This window comes from Halomonas gemina (genome assembly GCF_023554995.1).
GTDB classification, from domain to species: domain Bacteria; phylum Pseudomonadota; class Gammaproteobacteria; order Pseudomonadales; family Halomonadaceae; genus Halomonas; species Halomonas gemina.
Map to the genome: position 1 here is coordinate 201,080 of NZ_JAMJPK010000003.1, position 22,722 is coordinate 223,801.

Annotated in this window: 24 protein-coding genes; 3 read left to right on the forward strand and 21 right to left on the reverse strand. The window is 67.9% G+C overall.

All coding sequences use genetic code 11. The features are described 5' to 3' along the window. Positions 1-16 precede the first annotated feature (16 nt). Positions 17-1,789 carry a sugar phosphorylase gene (locus tag M8009_RS07605; RefSeq protein WP_250060224.1) on the forward strand — a complete coding sequence of 591 codons (1,773 nt, stop codon included), beginning with the start codon at positions 17-19 and terminating at the stop codon, positions 1,787-1,789. Here the strand turns inward: M8009_RS07605 and M8009_RS07610 are convergent, their stop codons facing one another. Next, on the reverse strand, positions 1,790-2,254 hold the full coding sequence (locus tag M8009_RS07610; RefSeq protein ID WP_250060225.1) for a copper chaperone PCu(A)C: 465 nt from the start codon (positions 2,252-2,254) through the stop codon (positions 1,790-1,792). Positions 2,255-2,448: 194 nt separating this feature from the next. Here M8009_RS07610 and dsbG point away from each other — a divergent pair, with 194 nt between their 5' ends. Continuing rightward, entirely contained in the window at positions 2,449-3,213 is a 765-nt protein-coding gene (dsbG, locus tag M8009_RS07615; protein WP_250060226.1) for a thiol:disulfide interchange protein DsbG, read from the forward strand. A gap of 96 nt (positions 3,214-3,309) precedes the next feature. On the opposite strand, the gene M8009_RS07620 is transcribed toward dsbG, so the two are convergent. The 14 genes from M8009_RS07620 to M8009_RS07685 all read right to left on the reverse strand — a co-directional run bounded on the left by M8009_RS07620 (position 3,310) and on the right by M8009_RS07685 (position 15,661). Further along, positions 3,310-4,323 carry a c-type cytochrome gene (locus M8009_RS07620; RefSeq protein WP_250060227.1) on the reverse strand — a complete coding sequence of 338 codons (1,014 nt, stop codon included), beginning with the start codon at positions 4,321-4,323 and terminating at the stop codon, positions 3,310-3,312. A gap of 13 nt (positions 4,324-4,336) precedes the next feature. Beyond that, the gene (locus M8009_RS07625; protein ID WP_250060228.1) at positions 4,337-4,981 is read right to left on the reverse strand and encodes a c-type cytochrome; all 645 of its coding nucleotides are present in this window, start codon (positions 4,979-4,981) and stop codon (positions 4,337-4,339) included. 5 nt (positions 4,982-4,986) lie between these two features. Continuing rightward, a complete protein-coding gene (locus M8009_RS07630) occupies positions 4,987-6,381 on the reverse strand; it encodes an ATP-binding protein (protein ID WP_250060229.1) in 1,395 nt (464 codons plus the stop codon). Further along, the gene (locus tag M8009_RS07635; protein ID WP_250060230.1) at positions 6,378-7,079 is read right to left on the reverse strand and encodes a response regulator; all 702 of its coding nucleotides are present in this window, start codon (positions 7,077-7,079) and stop codon (positions 6,378-6,380) included. The genes M8009_RS07630 and M8009_RS07635 overlap by 4 nt, the downstream gene beginning before the upstream one ends. Before the next feature lie 186 nt (positions 7,080-7,265). After that, positions 7,266-7,694, reverse strand: a complete 429-nt coding sequence (locus M8009_RS07640) for a DUF6691 family protein (RefSeq protein WP_250060231.1) — start codon at positions 7,692-7,694, stop codon at positions 7,266-7,268. Beyond that, the gene (locus M8009_RS07645; RefSeq protein ID WP_250060232.1) at positions 7,691-8,173 is read right to left on the reverse strand and encodes a YeeE/YedE family protein; all 483 of its coding nucleotides are present in this window, start codon (positions 8,171-8,173) and stop codon (positions 7,691-7,693) included. The genes M8009_RS07640 and M8009_RS07645 overlap by 4 nt, the downstream gene beginning before the upstream one ends. 14 nt (positions 8,174-8,187) lie before the next feature. Beyond that, the gene (locus M8009_RS07650) at positions 8,188-9,996 is read right to left on the reverse strand and encodes a SulP family inorganic anion transporter (protein WP_250060233.1); all 1,809 of its coding nucleotides are present in this window, start codon (positions 9,994-9,996) and stop codon (positions 8,188-8,190) included. A gap of 3 nt (positions 9,997-9,999) precedes the next feature. Continuing rightward, positions 10,000-10,434, reverse strand: a complete 435-nt coding sequence (locus M8009_RS07655) for a protein tyrosine phosphatase family protein (protein WP_250060234.1) — start codon at positions 10,432-10,434, stop codon at positions 10,000-10,002. A 33-nt stretch (positions 10,435-10,467) separates the two neighbouring features. Further along, positions 10,468-11,334, reverse strand: a complete 867-nt coding sequence (locus M8009_RS07660; protein WP_250060557.1) for an MBL fold metallo-hydrolase — start codon at positions 11,332-11,334, stop codon at positions 10,468-10,470. Between the two features lie 177 nt (positions 11,335-11,511). Beyond that, a complete protein-coding gene (locus M8009_RS07665; protein ID WP_250060235.1) occupies positions 11,512-12,423 on the reverse strand; it encodes an MBL fold metallo-hydrolase in 912 nt (303 codons plus the stop codon). A gap of 216 nt (positions 12,424-12,639) precedes the next feature. After that, positions 12,640-12,840, reverse strand: a complete 201-nt coding sequence (locus tag M8009_RS07670; RefSeq protein ID WP_250060236.1) for a YgaP family membrane protein — start codon at positions 12,838-12,840, stop codon at positions 12,640-12,642. Positions 12,841-12,869: 29 nt separating this feature from the next. Further along, positions 12,870-13,343 (reverse strand): DsrE family protein, encoded by a 474-nt coding sequence (locus tag M8009_RS07675; protein ID WP_250060237.1) that lies wholly within the window; start codon positions 13,341-13,343, stop codon positions 12,870-12,872. 70 nt (positions 13,344-13,413) lie between these two features. Further along, positions 13,414-13,998, reverse strand: a complete 585-nt coding sequence (locus M8009_RS07680; RefSeq protein ID WP_250060238.1) for a rhodanese-like domain-containing protein — start codon at positions 13,996-13,998, stop codon at positions 13,414-13,416. Positions 13,999-14,251: 253 nt separating this feature from the next. Continuing rightward, the gene (locus tag M8009_RS07685) at positions 14,252-15,661 is read right to left on the reverse strand and encodes an MBL fold metallo-hydrolase RNA specificity domain-containing protein (RefSeq protein ID WP_250060239.1); all 1,410 of its coding nucleotides are present in this window, start codon (positions 15,659-15,661) and stop codon (positions 14,252-14,254) included. 295 nt (positions 15,662-15,956) lie between these two features. On the opposite strand from M8009_RS07685, the gene M8009_RS07690 reads away from it, so the two are divergent. Then, on the forward strand, positions 15,957-16,466 hold the full coding sequence (locus tag M8009_RS07690) for a gluconokinase (RefSeq protein ID WP_250060240.1): 510 nt from the start codon (positions 15,957-15,959) through the stop codon (positions 16,464-16,466). Between the two features lie 101 nt (positions 16,467-16,567). Here the strand turns inward: M8009_RS07690 and M8009_RS07695 are convergent, their stop codons facing one another. From M8009_RS07695 to M8009_RS07720, 6 genes are all read right to left on the reverse strand, one after another. Next, a complete protein-coding gene (locus tag M8009_RS07695) occupies positions 16,568-17,869 on the reverse strand; it encodes a TRAP transporter large permease (RefSeq protein WP_250060241.1) in 1,302 nt (433 codons plus the stop codon). Then, on the reverse strand, positions 17,869-18,456 hold the full coding sequence (locus tag M8009_RS07700) for a TRAP transporter small permease subunit (RefSeq protein ID WP_250060242.1): 588 nt from the start codon (positions 18,454-18,456) through the stop codon (positions 17,869-17,871). The genes M8009_RS07695 and M8009_RS07700 overlap by 1 nt, the downstream gene beginning before the upstream one ends. A gap of 75 nt (positions 18,457-18,531) precedes the next feature. Further along, positions 18,532-19,566 (reverse strand): TRAP transporter substrate-binding protein, encoded by a 1,035-nt coding sequence (locus tag M8009_RS07705; RefSeq protein WP_250060243.1) that lies wholly within the window; start codon positions 19,564-19,566, stop codon positions 18,532-18,534. A gap of 71 nt (positions 19,567-19,637) precedes the next feature. Then, positions 19,638-20,438: a FadR/GntR family transcriptional regulator gene (locus M8009_RS07710; RefSeq protein WP_250060244.1), complete on the reverse strand. Its 801-nt coding sequence runs from the start codon at positions 20,436-20,438 to the stop codon at positions 19,638-19,640. Positions 20,439-20,534: 96 nt separating this feature from the next. Then, the gene (locus tag M8009_RS07715; RefSeq protein WP_250060245.1) at positions 20,535-21,752 is read right to left on the reverse strand and encodes a glycosyltransferase family protein; all 1,218 of its coding nucleotides are present in this window, start codon (positions 21,750-21,752) and stop codon (positions 20,535-20,537) included. Continuing rightward, positions 21,749-22,663, reverse strand: a complete 915-nt coding sequence (locus M8009_RS07720; protein ID WP_250060246.1) for an HAD-IIB family hydrolase — start codon at positions 22,661-22,663, stop codon at positions 21,749-21,751. The genes M8009_RS07715 and M8009_RS07720 overlap by 4 nt, the downstream gene beginning before the upstream one ends. Between the last annotated feature and the right edge of the window lie 59 nt (positions 22,664-22,722).

A 22,722-nucleotide genomic window follows, 5' to 3' on the forward strand; every position in this document is an offset into this window, starting at 1 on the left:
ACCAGCGAATACCACCATGCCCCTACCCCCTTCCCTCGCCCATCCCCTGGACGAGGCCGCCTTCAGCGCCCGCGCCCGCGAGCACCTCGACGTCCTCTACGGCCCCCGCCGGGAGGAGGTGCTGCGACGGCTGCTGATGCTGCTCTCGCACCATCGCGGTGCCATGCCCCCCGCCGCAAGACCCGGTCCCGCCCCCTTGTGGAGCGAGCGGGACCAGTGGCTGATCACCTACGGAGACAGCCTGCTCGACGGCGACACCCCGCCCCTGGCGGTGCTTCGAGACTTCCTCGAGGCACGCCTGCCCGACACCTTCAGCGGGGTACATGTGCTGCCCTTCTTTCCCTGGAGCAGCGACGACGGCTTCTCGGTAATCCACTACCGAGAGGTGGACCCGGCCCTGGGCGACTGGTGCCACCTGCGCCGGCTGGCCGAGCGCGGCGACCTGATCGTCGACCTGGTGCTAAACCACGTCTCCCGGGAGTCGCTGTGGTTCGTCGACTATCTTTCCGGCTGCCTGCCGGGGCGCGACTACTTCATCGAGATGGACCCGGAAAGCGACCTCTCGGCGGTGGTGCGGCCGCGCAGCTCTCCGCTGCTGGTGCCGGTGCCTACCCGCCGCGGCACGCGCCACCTCTGGGCGACCTTCTCCGAGGACCAGATCGACCTGAACTTCGCCAATCCCGACGTGCTGCTGGAGTTCATCGGCATCCTGCTCTTCTACCTGGCACAGGGGGCGAGGGTGATCCGCCTGGACGCCATCGCCTACCTCTGGAAGGCGCCCGGCACGCCCTGCATCCACCTGCCCGAGACCCATGAGGTGGTGCGCCTGCTGCGGGCCGTGGTCGACCACATGGCGCCCGGCACCCTGCTGCTGACCGAGACCAACGTGCCCCACCGGGAGAACCTCAGCTACTTCGGTCTAGATCGCCTTGCAGACGGCCAGGCGCCCGACGAGGCCCACCTGGTCTACCAGTTCCCCCTGCCGCCGCTGCTGCTGCATGCCCTGACCAGCGGCGAGGCGGACACCCTGGGCCGCTGGCTGGAGAGCCTGCCCGCCCTGCCGCCGGGCTGCAGCTACCTCAACTTCACCGCCAGCCATGACGGCATCGGCGTCCGCCCGCTGGAGGGCTGGCTGCCGGACCATGAGGTCGAGGCCCTGCTGGAGCTGATGCATCGCTTCGGCGGGTTCGTCAGCATGCGCACCGACCCCCAGGGGCGGGACATCCCCTACGAGATCAACATCACCTGGTTCGAGGCCATGAAGGGGACCCGCCGGGGAGCGGACCCCTGGCAGGTGGAGCGTTTCCTGTGCAGCCAGCACCTGATCCTGGCCCTGCAGGGCATTCCCGCCCTCTACGTGCATTCGCTGACCGCCACCCTCAACGACCTGGAAGGCGTCGAGCGCAGCGGCCGCCTGAGGGCGATCAACCGCCACCGCTGGCAGCTAAGCGAGCTCGAGGAACTGCTCGACAGCCGCAACACGCCGACCCGCGAGGTATTCCTGGCCCTGGCGCGTCGCCTGGCGGTGCGGCGTCGGGAGCCCTGCTTCCACCCGGACGCGCCCCAGCGGGTGATGCCCGCCCCGCCTGCGCTGCTGGTGCTGGAGCGAGGACCGCTGCCCGATGGCCGACGCCTGCTGGCGATCCACAACGTCTCCGACCGACGTCAGCCCCTCGAGCTGGACGCACTCGACGGCCCCGGCTGGATCGACCTGCTGGAGGATGTTCCCTGGACGCGGGAGTCGAGCCTGGCCCCCTACCGCAGCCTGTGGCTGCTGGCCCCGGGCTGATCAGTGCCCCGCGTGCTGGCCATCGCCCTGCATCTCCATCGGCTGCACCCGCCTCACCGGGGCCTCGACGGTCAGGGTCTCGCCATTGTCGAGGCTCAGGGTGAGCGCGATGCTCTCGCCCTCGGCCGGGATCCTGGTCAGTTCGAAGAGCATCAGGTGCCAGCCGCCGGGCGCCAGCCGCACGGTCTCGCCGGCCGGGATCGGGATCGTCTCGACCTGACGCATCTGCATCACGCCATCCATCATCACGTGGTTGTGCAGCTCCAGGCTGCCGGCCAGGGGCGAGGTGCCGCCGACCAGCGCCAGGTCCGTCTCGCCCGGGTTGGTCAGGTCCATGAAGGCGGCGGTGGTGGGCGACCCCGGCGGCACCGCCCGCACCCGAGCCTCCTCGACGGTGAGGGACTGGGCCAGCGCGGTAGCGCTGAACAGCGAGAACAGGACCAGCGGTAGGGCAGCGATGCGCATGTCGGTCGACTCCAGTGGTTCAAGGGGAGGAGTCGAGCTTACCCTGCCTGGACGTTGATCGGGAGCGGGCTGCGACATTGCGTCCCGCCGGCGGAGGCAGGGATTAATTCACGGCTAATGGGTGCGTGGCAGGATGGGAACTTGCGGGCCCCCGGCGGGTCCCCACGACACTCCCTCAGCGACAGGACACCCCGATGCGACCCCTTCCCCTCTCCCTGACGGCCGGCCTGGTCTCGCTCACGCTCACCGCGACGCTCGCCGCCGACGACCACTGGCCGGCACCGCTCCAGGCGCTGGTGGATCAGGGCCTGGAGGTCCACGGCGAATTCGACGCGCCCGGCGGCCTCAGCGGCTTCGCCGCCAGCCACCGGGGGCGCGAGATGGCCGTCTACCTCACCGCGGACGGCGACCATGCGCTGGTCGGCACCCTGCTCGATGCCGAGGGCAACGACCTCTCCGCGGCGCCGCTGGACGAGCATGTGCGCAGCGGCCAGGAGGCCGAGGTGTGGCAGCGGCTCGAGGAGAGCCACTGGATCCAGGACGGCGACCCCGAGGCCGAGCGCGTGATCTACACCTTCACCGACCCCAACTGCCCCTACTGCGAGCGCTTCCATGAGCAGAGCCGCCCCTGGGTCGAGGCCGGCGAGGTACAGCTGCGCCACATCATGGTCGGCATCCTGCGCAACGACAGCCCGGCCAAGGCGGCGGCCCTGCTGGGGGCCGAGGACCCCGCCGCGGCGCTGCAGGAGCACCAGGCCAGCGACAGCGGCATCGCCGCCTCCGCCCAGCCCCGCGAGGTCGAGGAGCAGGTCTACGCCAACAACCAGCTCTTCGAGGGCCTGGGGCTGATGGCCACCCCCACCAGCTACTACCGCAACGACGAGGGCCGCCTGGAGCAGGTCGAGGGGGCCCCCGACGCGGCGCGCCTCGAGACGGTGATGGGCGCGCCGCGCCCCTGATGCCGAGGCCATGACGCGCCGCCTTGCCCCCACTGACGAAACGGGCCCCGCTGCCGATCGCCGCGGGGCCCGTTTCGCGCGAAGCGACAGGTAGGGTCAGTCCTCCAGGTCCTCGAAGCGCGGCACGCCGACGTTCCAGGGCACGATATCGCCCTTCTCGCCCCAGTTGGCGTGATCGGCGAGGCGATGGTCATCTTGCTCGCGCACCTGGCCGTAGCTGGAGTGCTTGTGGAAGGTCGGGCCGAACTGCTCGAGTACCTGATCGACGCTCTCGGTGTAGCGCGGGTCCTGCGGGCGCTCCTGCTGGGTCATGTAGTAGGCGATGTCCCAGGCCTGTTGATCACTGAGCGACAGCGGCTGGCCCAGCGGCATGTTGTTCTTGATGAACCCGGCCGCGGTATGCGTGCGCACGATGCCGGCCCCCCAGTTGTTGGAGCCGTCCCCCCAGGGGGCGGGAAACACATACTCACCGTCCACGTAGAGACCGGAACCGTCCTCACTGTGACAGACCGAGCACTGCTCCATGTAGAGCGCCTCACCGTTTTCATAGCTCAGCGTCTCGGGGCGCTCAGGTGGCGGAAAGCCACGGCCGTAGATCGGCTGGTCGGGGTACATGGGCGCCCCCGTGGCGAGCCACTGATGGTAGGCCGACAATGCCAGCATGTCGTCACTGCCATACTCGGGCGGGGTGCCGTTCATGGAGTAGGCAAAGCAACCCGCGATGCGCTCCTCGAGATTGTTGACGTGCTGGTTCTTGCCGCGGAAGTCCGGCAGCGTCACCGCGGCGGGCCAGACCGGCGCGCTGAACGGCTGACGGCCCTCGCCCAGGTGGCAGCTTGAGCAGTTCATGTCGTTGAAGACATTCTCGCCGCGCAGCTGCTGAGTGTTGGTGAAGAGGTCGTAGCCACGACGAATGACCTTCTTCAACTCCGGGTTGATATCGGCCTCCTCGAGGTCCGCCATGGTCGGCGGCACATGCACCAGTTCGCCCTCCTCGGGGGCGGGATAGCCCATCTCGACGAGTTGTTCGTATTCTGCCCAGGCGGCCATGCTGATGCCAGCGGCCAGGGTCGCACTGGCCACGGCCAGGGTTGTCCTGTGAAGTTTCATGCTCTGCTCCCCCTTATTCGGACGCCACGGACTGATTGGCCAGCCAGGCCGACACCGCCTGGATATCCTCGTCGCTCATGCGCTGGGCGATGGCCCCCATCAGGTTCTGGGGATCATTGCTGCGCTCCCCTTCCTGCCAGGCCTGCAGCTGAGCCTCGATATAGCCGGCATGCTGGCTGGCGATGCCGGGAAAGGTACTGCCGGCACCCGCGTTACCCGGGCCATGGCAGCTCTTGCAGGAGACGATGTAGGCATCCCAGTCGCCGCGCAGGGCCAGCTGTTCGCCGCGCGCCAGCAGCGCCTCCTCGGCCTCCTCGCCACCCTGGGCCTCGGTCACCGGCATCTGGCTGTAGTAGGCCGCCACATCGGCGATCTGCTGGTCGTCCAGCATGTTGGCGAAGGGCATCATGCTGGCATTCTCGCGGCGACCCGCCTTGAAGTCATGCAACTGCTTGGCGATGTAGCCGGCATCCTGGCCGGCCAGGCGGGGCCAGGACTCGCCCCCGGACACATTCATCCCGCTACCGTCGGCCTGGTGGCAGGCCACGCAGGTACCGGCCGCCTGTTGGCCGCGCTCGGCATCGCCCTCCAGGGCCTGGGCCTGACCGGCGGCCAGGCCCAGGCCCAGCAGCAGGCCGAGCCCACTCACGATCCTCATGCTCGTCATTTCGGGTCACCCTCGTCGTTGTCATCGATCCCTTGCGGGGTTCCTTCCCGGGCCGGCCGTGCCGGTCCCGTCGACCGCGGCGTCAGCGGCAGCGTCAGCCGGGCCTCAAGCCCACCCCCCTCGGGGCGGGAAAACGCCAGCCCTCCGCCGAAGCGCTCGGCGATGGCGGCGACGATGGCCAGCCCCAGGCCACTGCCCTGCCGGCGGCTGGCCCGCCAGAACCGGCGCGTCAACTGCTCGAGCTGGGCCTCCTCGACCCCGGGGCCATGATCCCTGACCCCGTAGGTCAGCGTCTGGCCATCCGCGTCGATGCGGGCCGCGACCTCCACGGGACTCTCCCCGGGCCCGTGGCGCAGGGCGTTGTCCACCAGGTTGCGCAGCGCAGTGATTGCCAGCTCCCGAGGCACCGCCAGCTCCACCTTGGGCCATTCCTCGGGCAGTGCGAAGCGTTGCCGGTCGCTGGTCGAGGCGTCGCGCAGCGCCAGCTCAACGACGTCGGCGGCTCGGCTGGCCTCGCCGTCCTCGAAGTGTAGCCGTCCTTCCACCCGCGCCAGCATCAACAGCTGGTCCAGGGTCCGCGACAGTCGTGCCACGCCCTCCTCGGCATGGTCCAGTGACTGGCGTGCCGCCTCACCCTCGACCCGACTGGCCACCTGCAGGTGGGTCTTGATGGCCGTCAGCGGCGTGCGCAGCTCGTGGGCGGCGTCGTTGGTGAAGCGCTGCTCGCGCACGATGGTCTGCTGGATGCGCGCCAGCAGGCCATTGAGCGTCTCCACCAGCGGGCGGATCTCCACCGGCACGCCATGGGTCGCCACCGGCGCCAGGGCATCGGGGTGACGGCGGGCCAGGGCGGCACGCAGCCGACCCAGCGGCCGCAGCCCCCTCACCACGCCGAGCCATAGCGCCAGCAGGCTGCCGGCCAGCGCCACCACGAAGGGCACCACCGCCACCTGCAGCACGTTGCGCATCAGCAGGTCGCGCTCGTCCATGCGGTCGGCGGTGGTGATGGTCAACCCGCCACGCTCGTAGGTGAACACCCGCCAGGTCATGCCGCCCTCCTCGCGGTAGGCATGGCCCGGCTCCCGGGCCTGCAGGATGTGCTCCATATCGGTATGGGTGCGCGCCATGATCTCGCCACGCGGCGAGTGCACCTGGCAGGCCAGCCCCTCGATGGGCGGAATGGAGAGCGCGCGAGTGTCCGCCTGCTCCCACACCTCCACCGGCAGCTGGGCCATCAACCCGGCCACCATGCGGGCCGACTGGGCGAGCCGCTGGTCCAGGGTCTCCTCCACTTGCTGGTGCAGGTCGCGCATCAGCCAGGCGGCGGCCAGGCCCCAGAACAGCAGCAGGGTCAGCCCCAGGGTCAGCACCAGCCGCGTGCGCAGGCTCATGCCCGACCGGCACCGTGGCGACGCATCACCTCCACCGCAGAGGGCTTGCCCAGCCGGTAGCCCAGGCCGCGCACCGTCTCGATCACCCGGCTGCCGAGCTTGCGCCGCAGGTGATGGAGGTGCACGTTGAGCGCATTGCTTTCCACCTCCTCGTTCATGCCGTAGAGGCTATCCTTGAGCTGGCCGGCGGTCAGCACGCTGCGCGGCGCCTGGAGGAAGGCCTCCAGCAGCACCAGCTCACGGCGCGAGAGGCTCACCGGCCGCCCCGCCACGCTGACCTCGCGGGAGACCGGATCCAGGCACAGCGGGCCATGCTCGATCAGGGCCCGGGAGCGCCCGGCGGCCCGGCGCAGCAGGGCCTGCAGGCGGGCCACCAGCTCGTCCAGGTCGAAGGGCTTCACCAGGTAGTCATCGGCACCCACGTGCAGCCCCTCGATGCGGTCGCTCACCGCATCGCGGGCGGTGAGGATCAGCACTGGGGTATCGACCCCGGCCCGGCGCCACTCCTCGAGGAGCAGCATGCCGTCGCCGTCGGGCAGGCCCCGGTCGAGGATGACCAGGTCGCTCGACACCGTTTGCATGGCCGAGCGCGCCTCGGCCATGGTGGTCACAGGGTCGACGACGAAGTCATAGACGGCGAGTCCGGCCTGGATGCCCGACGCCACCAGGGCATCATCCTCGATGAGCAGTACGTGCATGACAGGGAATCCTCGTAATGTGCGACATCGTGTCACCCGACCATTAAGACGGCGTTAAGCCGTCATAAGGCTAGAACGATTCGTGCTCGTCTATTGGTCTCAAGCTCAGGGTCGAAAATTCAGGGTCGCAAAAAGCGATCCCCCGCCGGCAGGGCCGACGGGGGACTGGCGGGTGTCGAGACGGCTTCATCCCCTGGCAGGGATCGCTCGGGCCAGGAACCAACCGACCACCATGGTCACCAGCATGGCCAGCAGCGGACCGGTGAGCCCGGCGATGGAGGCGAAGGCCGGTCCTGGGCAGTAGCCGGAGAGCCCCCAGCCGATGCCGAACAGCGCCGAGCCGCCGATCAGGCGGGCGTCCAGGTCCTGACGGGTGGGCAGTTGGAAGCGCTCGCCGAACACCGGGTTGGGGCGCCTCAGCACCAGGCGGTAGCCGATGAAGTTGGTGATCACGGCGCCGCCCAGCACGAACATCAGGGTCGGGTCCCAGGCCCCGGCGACATCCAGGAAACCGAGCACCCGGGCCGGGTCGGTCATGCCGGAGACGGCCAGGCCAAGGCCGAAGATCAGCCCCGCGATATAGCCCATGATCGTCTTCAGGGTCTCGGTCTTCATGCGCCACCTCCGATCACGTGCCGGACCACGAAGACGGTGATGATCGCCGCCACCAGGAAGGTCAGGGTGGCCACCATCGAGCGCACCGACAACCGGGAGAGGCCGCAGACGCCGTGGCCACTGGTGCAGCCGCTGCCCAGCCCCGTGCCCAGGCCCACCAGCAGGCCGGCCACCAGCATCAGCGGCACACCCCCCGCGGGCTCGCCGATCACCTCGCCCGGGGCGCCGGCCACGTTGCCGAGGCTGAACGTCGAATCGCCGAGCCCGCTCCCGGCGAGCAGCAGCAGCACGGGGCCGCTGACCAGCCCCAACAGGAAGGCCAGGCGCCAGGCGCTGTCCCCCTCGGGCCGGGCGGTGATCAGGGTGCCGATGATCCCGCTGATGCCGGCAATGCGGCCCAGGGTGGCCATCAGCCAGGTGGCGGACAGGCCGATCAGGATACCGCCGGCCAGCCCCTGCAGGGATGAACTCCAGTCCACTCTCTCGCTCTCCTTCAATGCATCCGCGGATGCGGTTGTGTCGTGTCGTCGATGGGGTCGGGGCGCGTGACGAGCCGCTGCATCTCGGCGCAGCGCCGCGACAGGGTCCCGTCGCTCTCGCCGCGCAGCTCGCGCCAGGCGTCGTAGGTGCTGAGGAACACGTGCCCGGTAAGCTCGTGGCAGAACTCGGTGTTGTGAAGCCGATCCATGACCGGGCCCTTGACCTCGGCCAGGTGCAGGGCGACACCGGAGTCCTTGAGCCGCGCATTGATCGCCTCCAGGCTCTCCAGCGCCGAGGCGTCGATGACGTTGACCGCCTGACAGGCCAGCACGATGTGTGCCAGGCCCGGCTGGCGGGCGGCCAGCTCCATCACGGTGTCTTCCAGGTAGCGGGCATTGGCGAAGTAGAGGCTCTCGTCGACCCGCAGGATCGCCAGGCGCTCGTCGGTCTCCACGTCGTGGCGCTGCACGTTGCGGAAATGCTCACTACCCGGAACACGGCCTACCACGGCGCTGTGGGGGCGGCTGGTGCGGTAGAGGTGCAGGGCCAGCGACAGCCCGACGCCCACCATGATGCCGCTCTCGACCCCACTGCCCAGGGTCACCAGGATAGTCGCCAGCATGGCCGCGAAGTCGCTGCGAGAATAGTCCCAGGTGCGCTTGATGGCCGGGAAGTCGACCAGCGAGAGCACCGCCACGATGATCGTCGCCGCCAGGGTGGCGATGGGCAGGTAGGCGATCAGCGGGGTGAGCAGCAGCGCTGCCACGGCGATACCCACCGCGGTGAAGGCCCCCGCCGCCGGGGTCTCGGCGCCGGCGTCGAAGTTCACCACCGAGCGGGCGAAGCCGCCGGTCACCGGCATGCCGCCGGTGAACGACGCGGCGATGTTGGAGGCCCCTAGGCCGACCAGTTCCTGGTCGGGGTCGATGCGCTGGCGCCGCTTGGCGGCCAGGGTCTGGCCCACCGAGACCGACTCCACGAAGCCGACGATGCTGATCAACAGCGCCGCCACGAAGAGATGGCTCCACAGGCCGCTGTCGAAGCCGGGCAGGGTCAGCGGCGGCAGGCCTGCCGGCACGCTACCGACCACGGCCACGCCGCGCTCATCGAGGCCCAGCCCCCAACTGGCAAGCGTCGTCACCGCCACAGCGAGAATCGGCGCCGCCTTGGTCAGCATGCCTGCAGGCCTCGCCGGCACGCCCACCCGGCGCAGCCCCGAGTTGAGCCAGCGCCGGGCAACGTAGAGAAAGGCCAGCACGGACAGGCCGATCGTTAGGGTGGGACCGTTCACGCCGCCCAGGTTGGCCGTCAGACCGATCAGCAGTTCCAGCAAGTTGTGGCCGCTGGCGTCAATGCCCAGCACATGCTTGAGCTGGCTGGCCGCGATGATCAACCCGGAGGCGGTGATGAACCCGGAGATCACCGGATGGCTGAGGAAGTTGGCCAAAAAGCCCAACCGCGCCACCCCCATCAGGGTGAGGATCAGCCCCGACATCAGCGCCAGCACCAGGGCCGCGCCGAGGTACTCCGGGCTACCCGGGGGGGCGATCTGCCCCACCGCTGCCGCGGTCATCAGCGACACCACCGCCACCGGCCCCACCGCCAGGGTGCGGCTGGTGCCGAACAGCGCGTAGACCACCAGCGGCACGATGCTCGCGTAGAGCCCCACCTCCGGGGGCAGCCCGGCCAGCATGGCGTAGGCCAGCGACTGCGGGATCAGCATGATGGTGACGATCACCGCCGCCAGCAGGTCGCTGCCCAGGGTGGCGCGATCGTAGCCGGGCAGCCACTGCAGGATCGGCAGGTAGCGCTTGGGGTTCATCGTTCAGCGCTGCCCCGCGGCGGCTTCCAGCAGCGGGCGACGCTCCTCCAGGTCATGCCCGGCGGCGCGGGCCGCGGCCAGCAGCGCCGGGATATCGCAGCTCTCGCCCTGGCTGCGGGCATGGGCCCAGAGATGCACGGCCCGCTTGCCGGTCCTGCAGAAGGCAAGGATGGGCGCGGGCAGCGCCTCGAGGGCCTGGCCGAAGGCCGCGATGTCGGCCTCGCCATACTCGCCCGGAGTGACCGGGATACAGCGCCACTCCAGGCCCAGCTCGGCGGCCCGAGCACTCAGGTCGCGGTCGTCGGGGTGGTCCTCGGCCTCGCCGGGGCGACGATTGCAGATCACCGCGCGAAAACCGCGGCGCGCCACCTCGTCCAAATCCTGCGGTTTGATGGCCTCGCAGATGGCGAAGCCGGGTTCCAGTTCATGGATCTGCATCAGGGGAGTACTCCTCTTTGAGTCGACGTTGGCTCAGAACTTGTTGATGGGCACCTTGAGGTAGACCTGGCCGTTGTCCTCGGCCGGCGGCATGTGGCCGGCGCGCATGTTGACCTGCACCGAGGGCAGGATCAGCCGGGGCATGTCCAGGGTGGCATCGCGCTCGGTGCGCATCTTCACGAACTCCTCCTCGCTGACCCCTTCGTGGACGTGCACGTTGTGGGCGCGCTGCTCCGCCACGCTGGTCTCGTGCTGGTACTCCTCGCGATCGGGCGCCTTGTAGTCATGGCACAGGAAGAGGCGCGTCTCGGCCGGCAGCGCCAGCACCTTCTGGATGGAGCGGTAAAGGGTGCGTGCATCACCGCCCGGGAAGTCGCAGCGAGCGGTGCCATAGTCGGGCATGAACAGGGTGTCGCCGACGAAGGCGGCATCGCCGACCACGTAGGTCAGGCAGGCCGGGGTGTGCCCCGGGGTATGCAGCACATGCCCTTCCAGGTTGCCGATGGTGAAGGTGTCGCCCTCCTCGAAGAGGCGGTCGAACTGACTACCGTCCCGGGCGAACTCGGTCCCGGCGTTGAAGGCCTTGCCGAAGACATCCTGCACCACGGTGATATTGGCGCCGATGCCGGTCTTGCCGCCCAGCTTCTCGTGCAGATAGGGGGCGGCGGAGAGATGGTCGGCGTGGACGTGGGTCTCGAGGATCCACTCCACCTCGAGGCCGTTGTCGCGCACGAAGGCGATGATCTCGTCGGCGGAGCGCACATCGGTACGCCCGGCGGCGTAATCGAAGTCGAGAACCGAGTCGAGGATCGCACACGCCTTGCTGTCGGGATCCCGCACTACATAGCTGAAGGTGTTGGTGGGCTCGTCGAAGAAGTGGGTCACGCTTGGCCGGGCCACGGTGGGCTGCTGGGACATGGGGAAAAGACCTCCATCAGGTGTCATTGGCCAGGTAATGAGGTCATCTTAGCGCAATACACGTTCTAACAATAGATTATTTAGCTATAAAAGCCCGAAGATGGATGACCCTCGCCAGCCAGGGGCCCGTCGCCGCGGCAACGAGCCTCCTGCCGGCCGTCACTCCCAGGCGGCGCCCTCCAGGGCGTCCAGCGGGATCTTCAGATAGCGCTTGCCATTGGCCTCGGGCGCCGGCAGCCGGCCACCGCGAGTATTGATCTGCAAGGAGTGCAGAATCAGCTTGGGCATCGGCAGCTCGCTGTCGCGCGCTTCGCGCATGGCCGCATAGTCATCCTCGGTGACCCCGCCGGCGAGATGCTTGTTGGTCTCGCGCTGTTCGCACACCGTGCTCTCCCACTCCGGCTCGCGGCCGTCGGGCATGTAGTCGTGGCCGGTGAACAGGCGAGTCTCGTCGGGCAGCGCCAGGATCGCCTGGATGGACTGCCAGAGCTGATGGGCGTCGCCTCCCGGGAAGTCGGCCCGGGCGGTGCCGAAGTCCGGCTGGAAGATGGTGTCGTGGATGAAGGCGGCATCACCGATCACATAGGTGATGGACGCCAGGGTATGCCCCGGCGAGAACATCACCCTCGCTTCCAGCTCGCCGATGCGGAAGGTATCGCCCTCGGCGAACAACCGATCCCACTGGGAACCGTCAGCGGAGAAGTCGGGCCAGTGGTAGAGCTCCTTCCAGAGTTTCTGGACGTCCACCACCTTTTCACCGATGGCGGTGGGGGCGCCGGTCCTCTCGCTCAGGTATTGCGCCGCCGAGAAGTGGTCGGCGTGGGGGTGCGTATCAAGCACCCACTCCACCTCGAGTTTATGCTCCTTCACATAGGCGAGCAGTTCGTCGGCATGGTGGGTCTCAGTGGCCCCGGACTTCTCGTCGAAGTCGTAGACCGGATCGATGATCGCGCACTTGCCGGTGGTCGGGTCGCTGACCACGTACTGCACCGAAAAGGTGCGCGGGTCGAAGAAACCGGCCACGTCGGGAGTGCCGGCACCGCTATTAGGAGAGAGGGCGAAGGTCTGCATGGATTACCTCCTGCTGGTGCCCGGCCTTGACCGGGTAGCAATTTAAGAATTAGGAATAACCTTAGCATATTATGCTCTATATGCCGATTGAGGCCGTCCATGGTTGCGATAGTTAAAGACTGCCCTGGCCCGGCCTGGCTCGACCTCAATGCAAGGCGCCCGCGACTCGGGAGTCGCGGGCGCCTTATGGAACACGAATGCGCTGGGCCGGATCGCCTACTGGTTCGGCCGGCGGGTATTAATGCCCAGCAGTTTCCAGGCCGGACAGAAGTTGAACAGGCCGGTGGCCAGCGGCACCACGCCAATCCAGCCCCAGACGCCGATGGTGCCGGTCAGGGCCAGCAGGATCAGCAGGATCAGCACGGCACCGACGACGATACGGGCTATCTTGTCGATACCGCCCACGTTGCTCTTCATGACGGACTCCTTCGGTTGGCTTCGGACGCTCAGAAGCTGTAAACGGGAATGGACGGGTCGCGCATCATCTCGGCCATCGGCCCGGGAGCGGCCACCCCGACGCCCTCGCGCAGGTTGTCCTCGCCCAGGTCGCTGTTGGGCAGGTAGATGGCACAGACATCCACCTGCGCCCCGTTGCCCATCAGCATCTGCAGGATGCCTTCCGGCTTGACCTGGCCGGCCGGGTTGCTCGGCGGCGTTTTGATCGCCTCGGCACTTTCGTAACCGTCGACGGCCAGGTCACCGGCGGCGTCACAGAGCAGGATATGCAGGTCGGTGCCCTGCTGCTGCATGGCGTTGGAGAGGATCATCGCCATGCCCTGGGTCTGCAGCGAGTCGCTGGTGAGGATCACCAGCGCCTTGTCGCCGCTTTCCTCGCCACCGTGATTGTCGGCCAGGGCGGCAACGGAGAGGCCGATGGTGGCTGCGGCGGCGGCCAGGGTCAGTGTCTTCGTGATGGTCATGCGCTCACCTCGTTGGTTCGTTCGTGATGGTGGGCCTTCGCCCCGCGGGCGGCAGGCCGTCGGTTGACGCTCACTCGGCCGGGCGCCAGGCGATGTCGGGGTCGATCTCGTAGCTCCAGGGCAGCCCGGAGTTGCGCCAGCCGTTGACCGCACGCACGCCCTTGGAGTCGCCCTCCTCGAGCTTGCTGCCCTCGAAGCCATCGGTCATGGAGTAGACTTCGCTGAAGCCCATTTCGGTGATGATGTCGGCCCCCGGTGCGCTGCGAGTGGCGCCGGAGCGGCACATGACGATGATCGGGTCGTCCTCGGCCACCTCCAGGGCCTCAAGCTCGGCGCGCACCTGGGCCCCGAAGTCGGCATTCCTGACCATCGGCCAGGTCTTCGCTTCCTCGTCGAAGTTCTCGCGATCGGCCAGCACCCAGGGCACGTGGATATCGGTGGGCTCGGCGAAGCCGGTGAACTTGATCTCGATGGGGTCACGCACGTCGATCAGCACGGCCCGCTCGTTGTCCTGCATCAGCTCATAGGCCTCGCTCGCCGTGACGTAGAGCCCCAGCTGTGTCTCGCGGTAGGCGGCGACGTCTTCCTCGGCCAGTACCGGGCCGGCAGCCAGTGTCACCAGCAGCGAACCAGCCAGATGCTGCATCGTTTTCATAACGAAACCCTCTAAGGAAATAACTTTAATCGCCTCCTTGAAAGCCTAGTGCATTGCCGCATCTTCCGCCTGAGGCAAGTGGACGCACCTTGATGCAGGTCAATCCGTCGAGTGCAACGCGTTCCCCGGGACAACTTGTAACTGGGCGAGGGAGAACGGCCACCGGGAGATCACAGTCCGCCTCGAGGCAGCCATGCAGGCACACTAGGCGGGATGGCAAGCCGTTTAGCGCTGGGTCGCGGGGGCGGCCTGCTCAGAGCTCGATACGGTCGCCGTAGGCGGGAATCTCGGCCTCGATGCCGCTCCGGGCGAGGGCCGCCTGCAGCGCCTGCTGGGCGCCGGGCTCGCCATGCACCAGATAGAAGCGGGGGCGGTCGCGGAAGGCCCCGGCCCAGCCCAGCAGCTGGGTCTGGCCGGCATGGGCGGAGAAGCCGCCGATGGTGTGGACCCTCGCCTTGACCGCCAGGTCCCGGCCCAGCACGCGGATCCGCTCGGCGCCGTCGACGATCTGGCGCCCCACCGTGCCCGCGGCCTGGAAGCCGACGATCACCAGCCGGGTATCGGGCCGCTCCAGGTTGTAGCGGAAGTGGTGGATGATGCGTCCGCCGTTGCACATCCCGGCCCCGGCGATGATGATCGCCCCGCCGTGGATGCGATTGATGGCCATGGACTCCTCCACCGTGCGGGTCATGCGCAGGATCGGCAGGTACTGGCGGGTGTCGCCGCTGGCGGCAATGTTGAGCACCTTGAGGTCTTCGGGGTCAAGCGACTTGCGTGCCCGGTGGTAGAGCTCGGTGACCTTGATGGCCATGGGGCTGTCGAGGAACACCATCTGCTGGCGCAGCCGTCCCTCGTGGTAGAGCACGCTCAGGTGGTAGAGGATCTCCTGGGTACGCCCCACGGCGAAGGCGGGAATCAGCACATTGCCGCCCGCCGCATGGGCTTGCTCCAGCACGCTGGCGAACTCCTCGAGGGTCTCCTCCAGCGGCCGATGGTCGCGGTTGCCGTAGGTGCTCTCCATCAGCACCAGGTCGGCGTCATAGAGCTTCTCGGGATCCTTCATCAGCACCGAGCTGGGGTTGCCCAGGTCGCCCGAAAACACCAGCCGTTTCGTCTGTCCACCGGAGGGCAGGCCCAGCTCGACGATGGCCGAGCCGAGGATGTGCCCGGCGTCGCGGAATACCAGGCTGGCCCCGCCGGGCAGGGAGACCGGCTGGCCGAAGGGGTGGGACTCGCACAGCGACAGGGTCTGCGCCACGTCCTCCAGCGCGTAGAGCGGCTCGACCAGCGGCTTGTCGTTGCGCCTGCGCCACTTGTTCTCCCACTCGACGTCCTTGGCCATGATGAAGGCGGCGTCCTGCAGCATGATCTCCAACAGGTCGCGGGTACCCCGGGTGCAGTGGATCGGCCCGCGATACCCCTCCCGCACCAGCTTGGGCAGCAGCCCAGAGTGGTCGAGATGGCCATGGGAGAGCACCACCGCCTCGAGCTCGCCGGCCAGGGCGCCGAAGGGCCTGGCGTTGGCTTCGTCCGCTTCACTGCCGCCCTGGTGCAGGCCGCACTCCAGCAGCAGCTTGTGCGAGCGGCCATTGCCATCCAGCTCGATGAGATAGCGCGAGCCGGTGACCTCCTTGACCGCGCCCTGGAAGGTGAGTGTCGACATGGTCTCGCTCCTTGTGGCGAAGAACAGCTTGCTAGCCGGGAAACAGGACGGCGTCACGGCCCCGGCCTGCCCCTTGACCTCAGCATAACGGATTACCGACCGGCCGGCGCCATCCATGCCCCTCACCTTGACGAGGATCATCCTGCACAGGGCGGGCCATCGACTAACCCTCAAGCGGCACCGAAACAGGGGCAGAGATATGCCGGAGAAGACGGCCTATATTCACTAGCCATTCATCGCATCTTTTCGCTATGATGAACGTCAGTAATCCCACCGATACAATGGAAGAAGACAGATGCAATCCACGCCGACACTCGTGCTGGTCATGGGGGTTTCAGGATCAGGAAAGTCCCACATCGGCAAGCGCCTTGCCGAGGCCATCGATGCCGACTTCATCGATGCCGACGACCATCACAGTGCCAGCAGCATCGCCAAGATGTCGCGCGGCGAACCGCTCAATGATGGCGACCGGGAGGGCTGGCTCGAAACCCTGGCCGGCTTCTTCCGTGACCATGCTCGTCGGGGGCGTTCGCTGGTGATCGGCTGCTCGGCACTCAAGCGCCGCTACCGCGACCTGCTGCGCAGGGGAGCGCCGGCACTGCGGATCCTCTATCTGCACGGCAGCCGAGAGCTTCTGCTGACACGACTGCACGCCCGCCAGGGGCATTTCTTCCAGGGCGATCACATGCTCGACAGTCAGCTTCACGACCTGGAACCCCCGGGCGATGACGAGGCGATTCGCGTGGACATCTCCCTCACACCGGAGGAGATCGTCTCGACCTTCCTCGAGCGTATCGACACCTGATCGCCGCCCTTTCCGGGCAGGTAAAGCCAGCGAAAGGGTAAAGGAAAGGGAGGCCATTCGGCCTCCCTTTTTTCATGCCTTATCCTGCCTTATTTCCACGGCTATAGCGGCCAGATGGCCAGCTGCGGCCAGGTGAGAAGGGCCGCCAGCACCAACAGCTGGATCGCCATGAAGGGCAGCACCGAGACGTAGATGTCCTTGAGGCTGATCTCCGGCGGCGCCACGCTCTTAAGGTAGAAAGCCGCGGGGCCGAACGGCGGCGACAGGAACGACACCTGCATGTTCACGGCGAACAGGATGCCGAACCAGATCGGGTCATAGCCCAGCTGGGTGACGATGGGCAGGAAGATCGGCAGGGCCAGCATGGCGATGCCGATCCAGTCCAGGAACAGCCCCAGCACCAGCATGATCGCCATCATCACCAGGATGATCACGATGGGTGCCACCTCCATGCCCAGGATCAAGCCTGAGACGAAGCGGTTGCCGCCCATCAGGTTGTAGACCCCCACCAGGGCCGCGGCGCCGATGCCGATCCAGATGATCATGCCGCAGGTGAAGAGCGTCTGGCCCAGGCTGTGGTGCAGCATCGCCACGCTGAACTCGCCGCGCAGCACGATGGCCAGCATCACCCCGAACACCCCCATGGCCGCCGCCTCGGTCACCGAGGCGATGCCGCCATAGATGGTGCCCAGCACCAGGAAGGCGATCATCCCCGGCAACAGGATCGCCTTCACCGCATCCAGCTTGCTGGCGAAGGGGTTGTCCTGGGTCTCGGTGGTGAGCGGCGGGCCCATCGCCGGGTTCTTCAGGCAGCGCACCAGCACGTAGGCGATGTAGGAGCCCATCAGGATCACCGCCGGGGTGATCGCCGCGGTGAACAGCTCGGCGATGGAGACGCTGGCGATCAGGCCGTAGATGATCAGCACGATCGACGGCGGCATCATGGTGCCCAGCGCCCCGCCGGCGCACACCACGCCGATGGAGAGCCGCTTGTCGTAGCCCAGGCGCAGCATCTGCGGCAGTGCCAGGATGCCCAGCAGCACGATCTCGCCGCCGATGATTCCCGACAGCGCGGCGAGGAAGAAGGCCACCACGATGGTCTGCACCGCCACCCCGCCGGGCAGCCGCCCGGCGAACACCCGCATGGCGTTGAACAGGTCCTTGGCGATGCCCGAGCGGTCGAGCAGCGAGGCCATCAGCACGAACATCGGCACCGCCACCAGGGAGTACTCGGTGATGAAGCTGAACACCCGGCTGGTGACCAGCGGCAGCGCCGTCTCGCCGAACCAGCCGAAAGTGAAGACCATCGCCACCAGGCCGGTGATGAAGGCCAGCGGCAGGCCGGTGACCAGCAGGCCGAAGATGGCGGCGATCATCAGGATCGTGGCCGTCCCGATATCCATCAGCGCACCTCCTGGTCAGCGGCGGGACGGGCGCGAATCGACTGCACCAGGTGCAGTAGCGCCTGCAGGGTCATCAGCGCCAGGGCGAACAGGATCATACCCTTGACCAGCGCCGGAAAGGGCGGGTTCCAGGAGGTCCCGGAGCGCTCCAGCTGCCACTCGCCGAGCGGGTTGTGCGAGGCGCGCCAGAACATGTGGAAGGCGGCGTAGCTCATGGCCAGGCAGAAGCCCAGGGTCACCAGGTCGTTGAAGCGGTCCATCCAGCACTTGAGCCGCGGGCCAGCACTGTCATAAAGCACGCGTACGCGGATATGGCTGTTGCGGGCCAACGCCGCGGGGCCGCCCAGGGCGAAGGTCACGGCGACCAGGAAGACCACCGACTCGTGCACCCAGGAGGTGGGGTTGTTGAAGCCGTAGCGCAGGAACACCTCGACCACGCTGATGCCCATGGCGATCAGCACCAGCCAGGCGGCGCCGCGGCCACCCCGGGCCACCAGGCGGTCCAGGGCGGTGCGTTCGGGGCCGAGCTCCTCGACCTGCTCGACCAGCTCGGCCGGGTCGCGGTTATCGGGGGAAGGTTGAGTCATGACGGGTCTCTTCACGCATCGTCCGGGCCTGGCCCGGACGATGATCGGCTTGCCAAAGGGTGGATGTCGGCCGGCTTACATCAGGTTGCGGGCTTCGAGGAACTCGACCACGGAGTCGTAGACCTTCTGGTTCATCTCGCTCTTCTCGGCCCACTCGGCCCACTCTTCCTTGGCGATGGAGCGGAACTTGGCGCGCTCCGCGGGGGCCATGTCGATCAGCTCGATCTCCGGGTCCTGGCGCGCCTCGGCCACCGCCTCGAGGTCCAGCTTCTTGAGCTCGAAGACCATCTCGTAGGCCAGCTTGTCCACGGAGGTCTCCAGTATCGCCTTGAGGTCCTCCGGCAGGCCGTCCCAGATCTCCTTGTTGAGCGACACGGAGACCATGGGCAGCGAGTGGAAGCCCGGATAGTTGGGGTAGTTGGCGAAGCTGTGCAGCCCCTGGCTGTGGTTGGTGGAGAACACCGTGTAGTCGGCGGCATCGATCACGCCCTTCTCCAGCGAGGTGTAGACCTCGGAGCCCGGCAGGTTCACCGGGGCGGCGCCGGCCTTCTCGAAGATGTTATAGACCATGCCCTCCGGGGCGCGGACCTTGAGGCCCTCGAGGTCCTCCACGGTGCGGATCGGGCGCTTGGAGGGGAAGGACTCCAGGCCGGTGGCGGCGGCGCCGATCAGCTGCACGCCGTAGGGGTTGACCAGCTCGTTGTAGAGCGCCTCGCCACCGCCGTGGTTCATGTACTCCAGAAACTCGAGCGGATCGCCCCAGGCGCCCACCAGGTTGCCGAGCATGCCGAAGGCCGGATCGCGGCCGGAGAAGTAGCTGGGGTCGGTGAGGTGACCCTGCAGGATCCCGGACTGGACGGCATCCAGGGTCTGGTTGGCCTGGACCACCGCATTGACCGGCAGAATCTCGATCTCGATGCGCCCGTCGGACATGGTGTTGACGTTCTCGGCCCAGGCCTTCTTGAGCTCGAATTGCGGCTCGCCGGAGGTCTCGGAGGTCTGGAAGGTCCACTCGTACTCGGCGGCCTGGGCGGAGAAGGCCAGCGTGCCGAGCACGGCGGCGGTCAGGCCCTTGAGGGCAAAGGCGGAGCGTGGCGTGGTCTGTTTCATGGTGCGTTTCCTTCTATGGCGCATGAGGGTTGTTGTTGTCGGTGCGGGACACCGGGTGCGAGACGAACCGGTCACCCCGGTTCGGGAACGTCTGCGCCCGGCAGGCGCAGGCGCAGGCGTGGCGGAGGATGGTCGAACAGGCTCTCGAACCCCAGATCCAGCCCGGTGCGCTCGAGCACCGAGAGGGCCGCCTGCTCGGCCTCGTCGGGCTGTCGCAGGCGAATCGCCTCCATCAGCCGGCGATGGCGCTCCATGCTGTCGCTTAGCTCGTCCGCGCTGTGGTTGGAGGTCTCAACCAGCAGGCCGATGGCCGGCTTGAGCATGTGGCTGAGCTGGGCCCACAGCAGGTTGTGGGTGGCCGCGAAGATCGCCTCGTGGAAGGCCACGTCGTGCTCGTCGTGGCTGCGTCCCTCGCAGCGACGATCGGGCGCCTCCAGGGCACGGATCATGCTTTGCCAGGCCGTCTCGATGGCCAGCAGGTCGGCGGCGGTGGCATGCGCCGCCGCCAGCCGCGCCATGAAGGGCTCCACGGCCACACGGAAGGCGAAGATGTCGCGCTGGATGCGCGGGTTGGGCTGGGCGAAACGCGCCATCCAGTCGCTGACCCTGGGGTCCAGCAGGTGCCAGTCGCTGAGCTCGCGCACCCGGCTGCCCTGCCCCGAGATGCGCGTCAGCATGCCCGCCGAGACCAGCTGCTGCAGGGCACTGCGCACGGTGCTGCGGCTGACCCCATAACGCGCGCAGAGGTCCAGTTCCCGGGGCAGGAAGCCGCCCGGCGCATGTTCGCCGGCGAAGATCGCCCGGGCCAGGTCCTCGGCGATATCGGGTTTGTGGGCGGGCTTGCGCCCGGCCGGGGGCTGATGCGATGGCATGGGGATCTCGGCGGCTCCTGTACGACTTGGGTCAATCTATGTCGGACATAGGGTCGCCCAGATGCCGGGATCGTGCCTTTAGACTTTGGTCACGGGTTAGTCCGCGGCGTTGTCCTGTTCCACCGCCTGGACCATGCGCTCGGGCAGGTCGGGGATCGCCGCCCGGACCCGATTCCAGCTGGGGATGAAGGGCCGCTCGCCGGGATTGTCGAGAAAGGCGCTGCCGGCCTCGAGCAGGTTGGCGGCGAACAGCTCCACCGCCTGCTCCTCGGCATGCCGATCCAGCGTCAGGCCGTTCATCACGGCATCGTGGTCATAGGCCTCGATCAGGTCCAGGGCCAGGCGGTAGTAGGTGGCCTTGAGGGTGCGGAAGCCCTCGGCGCTGAAGGTCACGCCCTGGGTAGCGAGCTTGCGGTAGAGCGCCTTGGCGATATCCAGGCTCATGCGGTTGAGCCCGCCGGCAGCATCCTCGGCGGAAACCGGCTGGTGCTTGTGGTCGTAGGCGTCGGCCAGGTCCACCTGGCAGAGCCGCTTGGTGGAGTAGTTGCGATGCACCTCGGAGAGCACACCGATCTCCAGGCCCCAGTCGGCGGGGATGCGGATGCCGTCGAGCACCTCGCTGCGCATGGAGAACTCGCCGGAAAGGGGATAGCGGTAGCTGTCCAGGTACTCGAGATAGGGCAGCGGGCCGTGCATCTGCTTGAGGGCCCGCAGCAGCGGCGTGACCATCAACCGAGAGACCCGCCCGTTGAGCCGTCCCTCGGCGATGCGCGGGTAGTAGCCCTTGCAGAACTCGTAGTTGAAGTGCGGATGGACCACCGGGAAGAAGAGACGCGCCAGCAGGCCGCGGTCGTAGGTGAGGATATCGCAGTCATGCAGCGCCACCACCCGCCCACGGTTGGAGGCCTGGACGTAGCCGGCGCAGTACCAGACGTTGCGGCCCTTGCCGGGCTGCTGGGGCGCCAGGCCCTGCGCCTCGAGCTCGGCATCCAGCGCCTGCAGCCGGGGACCATCGTTCCACAGGATGCGGTGGTGCTGAGGCAGGCGGTCAAAGAACGCGCGAGCATGCAGGAACTGTTCACGGTCGGCGCGATCGAGCCCGATCACTACCTCGGCGAGGTAGGGCACCCGGCTGAGCTCCTCGATGATATGGGCCAGCGCCGGCCCCTCCAGCTCGGCGTAGAGCGACGGCAGGATCAGGCTCATGGGGCGGCGGGCGGAGAAGTCGACCAGTTCCGCCTCGAGGGCCGCCAGCGGCCGGCGGGTCAGGTTGTGGAAGTCGGTGATGATGCCGTTCTGGTGGAAGTCGCTCATGCCGTCGCCCTCCCCGCCCCGTCACTGCTGGCGTGGCTCACCGCCGGCCCTGGCCGGCGGTCGGCTCGCCCCCACCAGTGGGCCACCCCCTCGGCCCAGCCGGCGGGGCCGACGGCCTCGCTGCGATAGAGCGCCAGCTGGTGGGGCGACACCGGAAGGCCGTGACAGCCGCGAATCACCACCGCCTGGTCCACCCTCTCGAGCATGGGCATGTCGTTGGGGCCATCGCCCAGTGCCAGGGTCAGCGGCCGCTGGCCGCGCAGCGCCTCGAAGCGCTCGATCAGCCAGGCCACGGCACTGCCCTTGTGGCAGTCACCGGTGACGTGCCAGAAACGCCCGCCGCGCACCAGGCGCAGGCCATCGCCCTCCAGCCCCGCGCGGAAGGCGTCCAGCCGCGCCGGCGAATCCTCCCAGAGCAGCGGCTCGCTGCCCTCGCGCAGCCGCGCCAGCCGCGCCTCTGGCTCCGAGAGGCCGGTGAAGGCGACCAGGTCGTCGAGGGGCATCTCGCTCATGGTGGTGAAATCCGCCCCCAGCCGTGCCCGCCAGACCGAGAGACGCTGGCGGATGAGGCCGATATCGACCCCCAGCGTGCGGATCACCAGCCCATCGGCGGCGGGGCCGCGCTCCAGCCGGGCGTGGCACCAGGCCGGCGGCAGACCGGCCACGGCGCCGTTCTCGGCGATGAAGGGGGCATTCTCGATGCCGAGCTCGCGGCGCAGCGGCACGATCTCGCTGCGGGTCTTGCTGGTCACCGGGATCACCGGCACCCCGAGTTCCTTCAGTCGGGCGAGCCAGTCACGGGCCGGGGCCCAGTCGTAGCTGTGGTGGTCGAGCAGCGAGCCGTCCAGGTCGGTGAAGAGCAGGCGCGGACGCCGGGCGGGGTCAGGGGGCGAGGCGGGGATCGAGGGCATGGCGTGTTCGGTTCCGGGTCATGGACTCGCCATGCCCCATGCAGGGCGCGTGCCAGCGC

Excerpts from the sequence above, each read along its gene's own strand:
- M8009_RS07690 (WP_250060240.1), top strand. The coding sequence starts at position 15,957 with ATGCAATCCACGCCGACACTCGTGCTGGTCATGGGGGTTTCAGGATCA.
- M8009_RS07685 (WP_250060239.1), bottom strand. The coding sequence starts at position 15,661 with ATGTCGACACTCACCTTCCAGGGCGCGGTCAAGGAGGTCACCGGCTCG.
- M8009_RS07695 (WP_250060241.1), bottom strand. The coding sequence starts at position 17,869 with ATGGATATCGGGACGGCCACGATCCTGATGATCGCCGCCATCTTCGGC.
- M8009_RS07675 (WP_250060237.1), bottom strand. The coding sequence starts at position 13,343 with ATGACCATCACGAAGACACTGACCCTGGCCGCCGCCGCAGCCACCATC.
- M8009_RS07640 (WP_250060231.1), bottom strand. The coding sequence starts at position 7,694 with ATGAAGACCGAGACCCTGAAGACGATCATGGGCTATATCGCGGGGCTG.
- M8009_RS07630 (WP_250060229.1), bottom strand. The coding sequence starts at position 6,381 with ATGAGCCTGCGCACGCGGCTGGTGCTGACCCTGGGGCTGACCCTGCTG.
- M8009_RS07635 (WP_250060230.1), bottom strand. The coding sequence starts at position 7,079 with ATGCACGTACTGCTCATCGAGGATGATGCCCTGGTGGCGTCGGGCATC.
- M8009_RS07705 (WP_250060243.1), bottom strand. The coding sequence starts at position 19,566 with ATGAAACAGACCACGCCACGCTCCGCCTTTGCCCTCAAGGGCCTGACC.
- M8009_RS07610 (WP_250060225.1), bottom strand. The coding sequence starts at position 2,254 with ATGCGCATCGCTGCCCTACCGCTGGTCCTGTTCTCGCTGTTCAGCGCT.
- M8009_RS07620 (WP_250060227.1), bottom strand. The coding sequence starts at position 4,323 with ATGAAACTTCACAGGACAACCCTGGCCGTGGCCAGTGCGACCCTGGCC.
- M8009_RS07670 (WP_250060236.1), bottom strand. The coding sequence starts at position 12,840 with ATGAAGAGCAACGTGGGCGGTATCGACAAGATAGCCCGTATCGTCGTC.
- M8009_RS07655 (WP_250060234.1), bottom strand. The coding sequence starts at position 10,434 with ATGCAGATCCATGAACTGGAACCCGGCTTCGCCATCTGCGAGGCCATC.
- M8009_RS07625 (WP_250060228.1), bottom strand. The coding sequence starts at position 4,981 with ATGAGGATCGTGAGTGGGCTCGGCCTGCTGCTGGGCCTGGGCCTGGCC.
- dsbG (WP_250060226.1), top strand. The coding sequence starts at position 2,449 with ATGCGACCCCTTCCCCTCTCCCTGACGGCCGGCCTGGTCTCGCTCACG.
- M8009_RS07665 (WP_250060235.1), bottom strand. The coding sequence starts at position 12,423 with ATGCAGACCTTCGCCCTCTCTCCTAATAGCGGTGCCGGCACTCCCGAC.
- M8009_RS07715 (WP_250060245.1), bottom strand. The coding sequence starts at position 21,752 with ATGAGCGACTTCCACCAGAACGGCATCATCACCGACTTCCACAACCTG.
- M8009_RS07605 (WP_250060224.1), top strand. The coding sequence starts at position 17 with ATGCCCCTACCCCCTTCCCTCGCCCATCCCCTGGACGAGGCCGCCTTC.
- M8009_RS07720 (WP_250060246.1), bottom strand. The coding sequence starts at position 22,663 with ATGCCCTCGATCCCCGCCTCGCCCCCTGACCCCGCCCGGCGTCCGCGC.
- M8009_RS07700 (WP_250060242.1), bottom strand. The coding sequence starts at position 18,456 with ATGACTCAACCTTCCCCCGATAACCGCGACCCGGCCGAGCTGGTCGAG.
- M8009_RS07650 (WP_250060233.1), bottom strand. The coding sequence starts at position 9,996 with ATGAACCCCAAGCGCTACCTGCCGATCCTGCAGTGGCTGCCCGGCTAC.
- M8009_RS07680 (WP_250060238.1), bottom strand. The coding sequence starts at position 13,998 with ATGAAAACGATGCAGCATCTGGCTGGTTCGCTGCTGGTGACACTGGCT.
- M8009_RS07710 (WP_250060244.1), bottom strand. The coding sequence starts at position 20,438 with ATGCCATCGCATCAGCCCCCGGCCGGGCGCAAGCCCGCCCACAAACCC.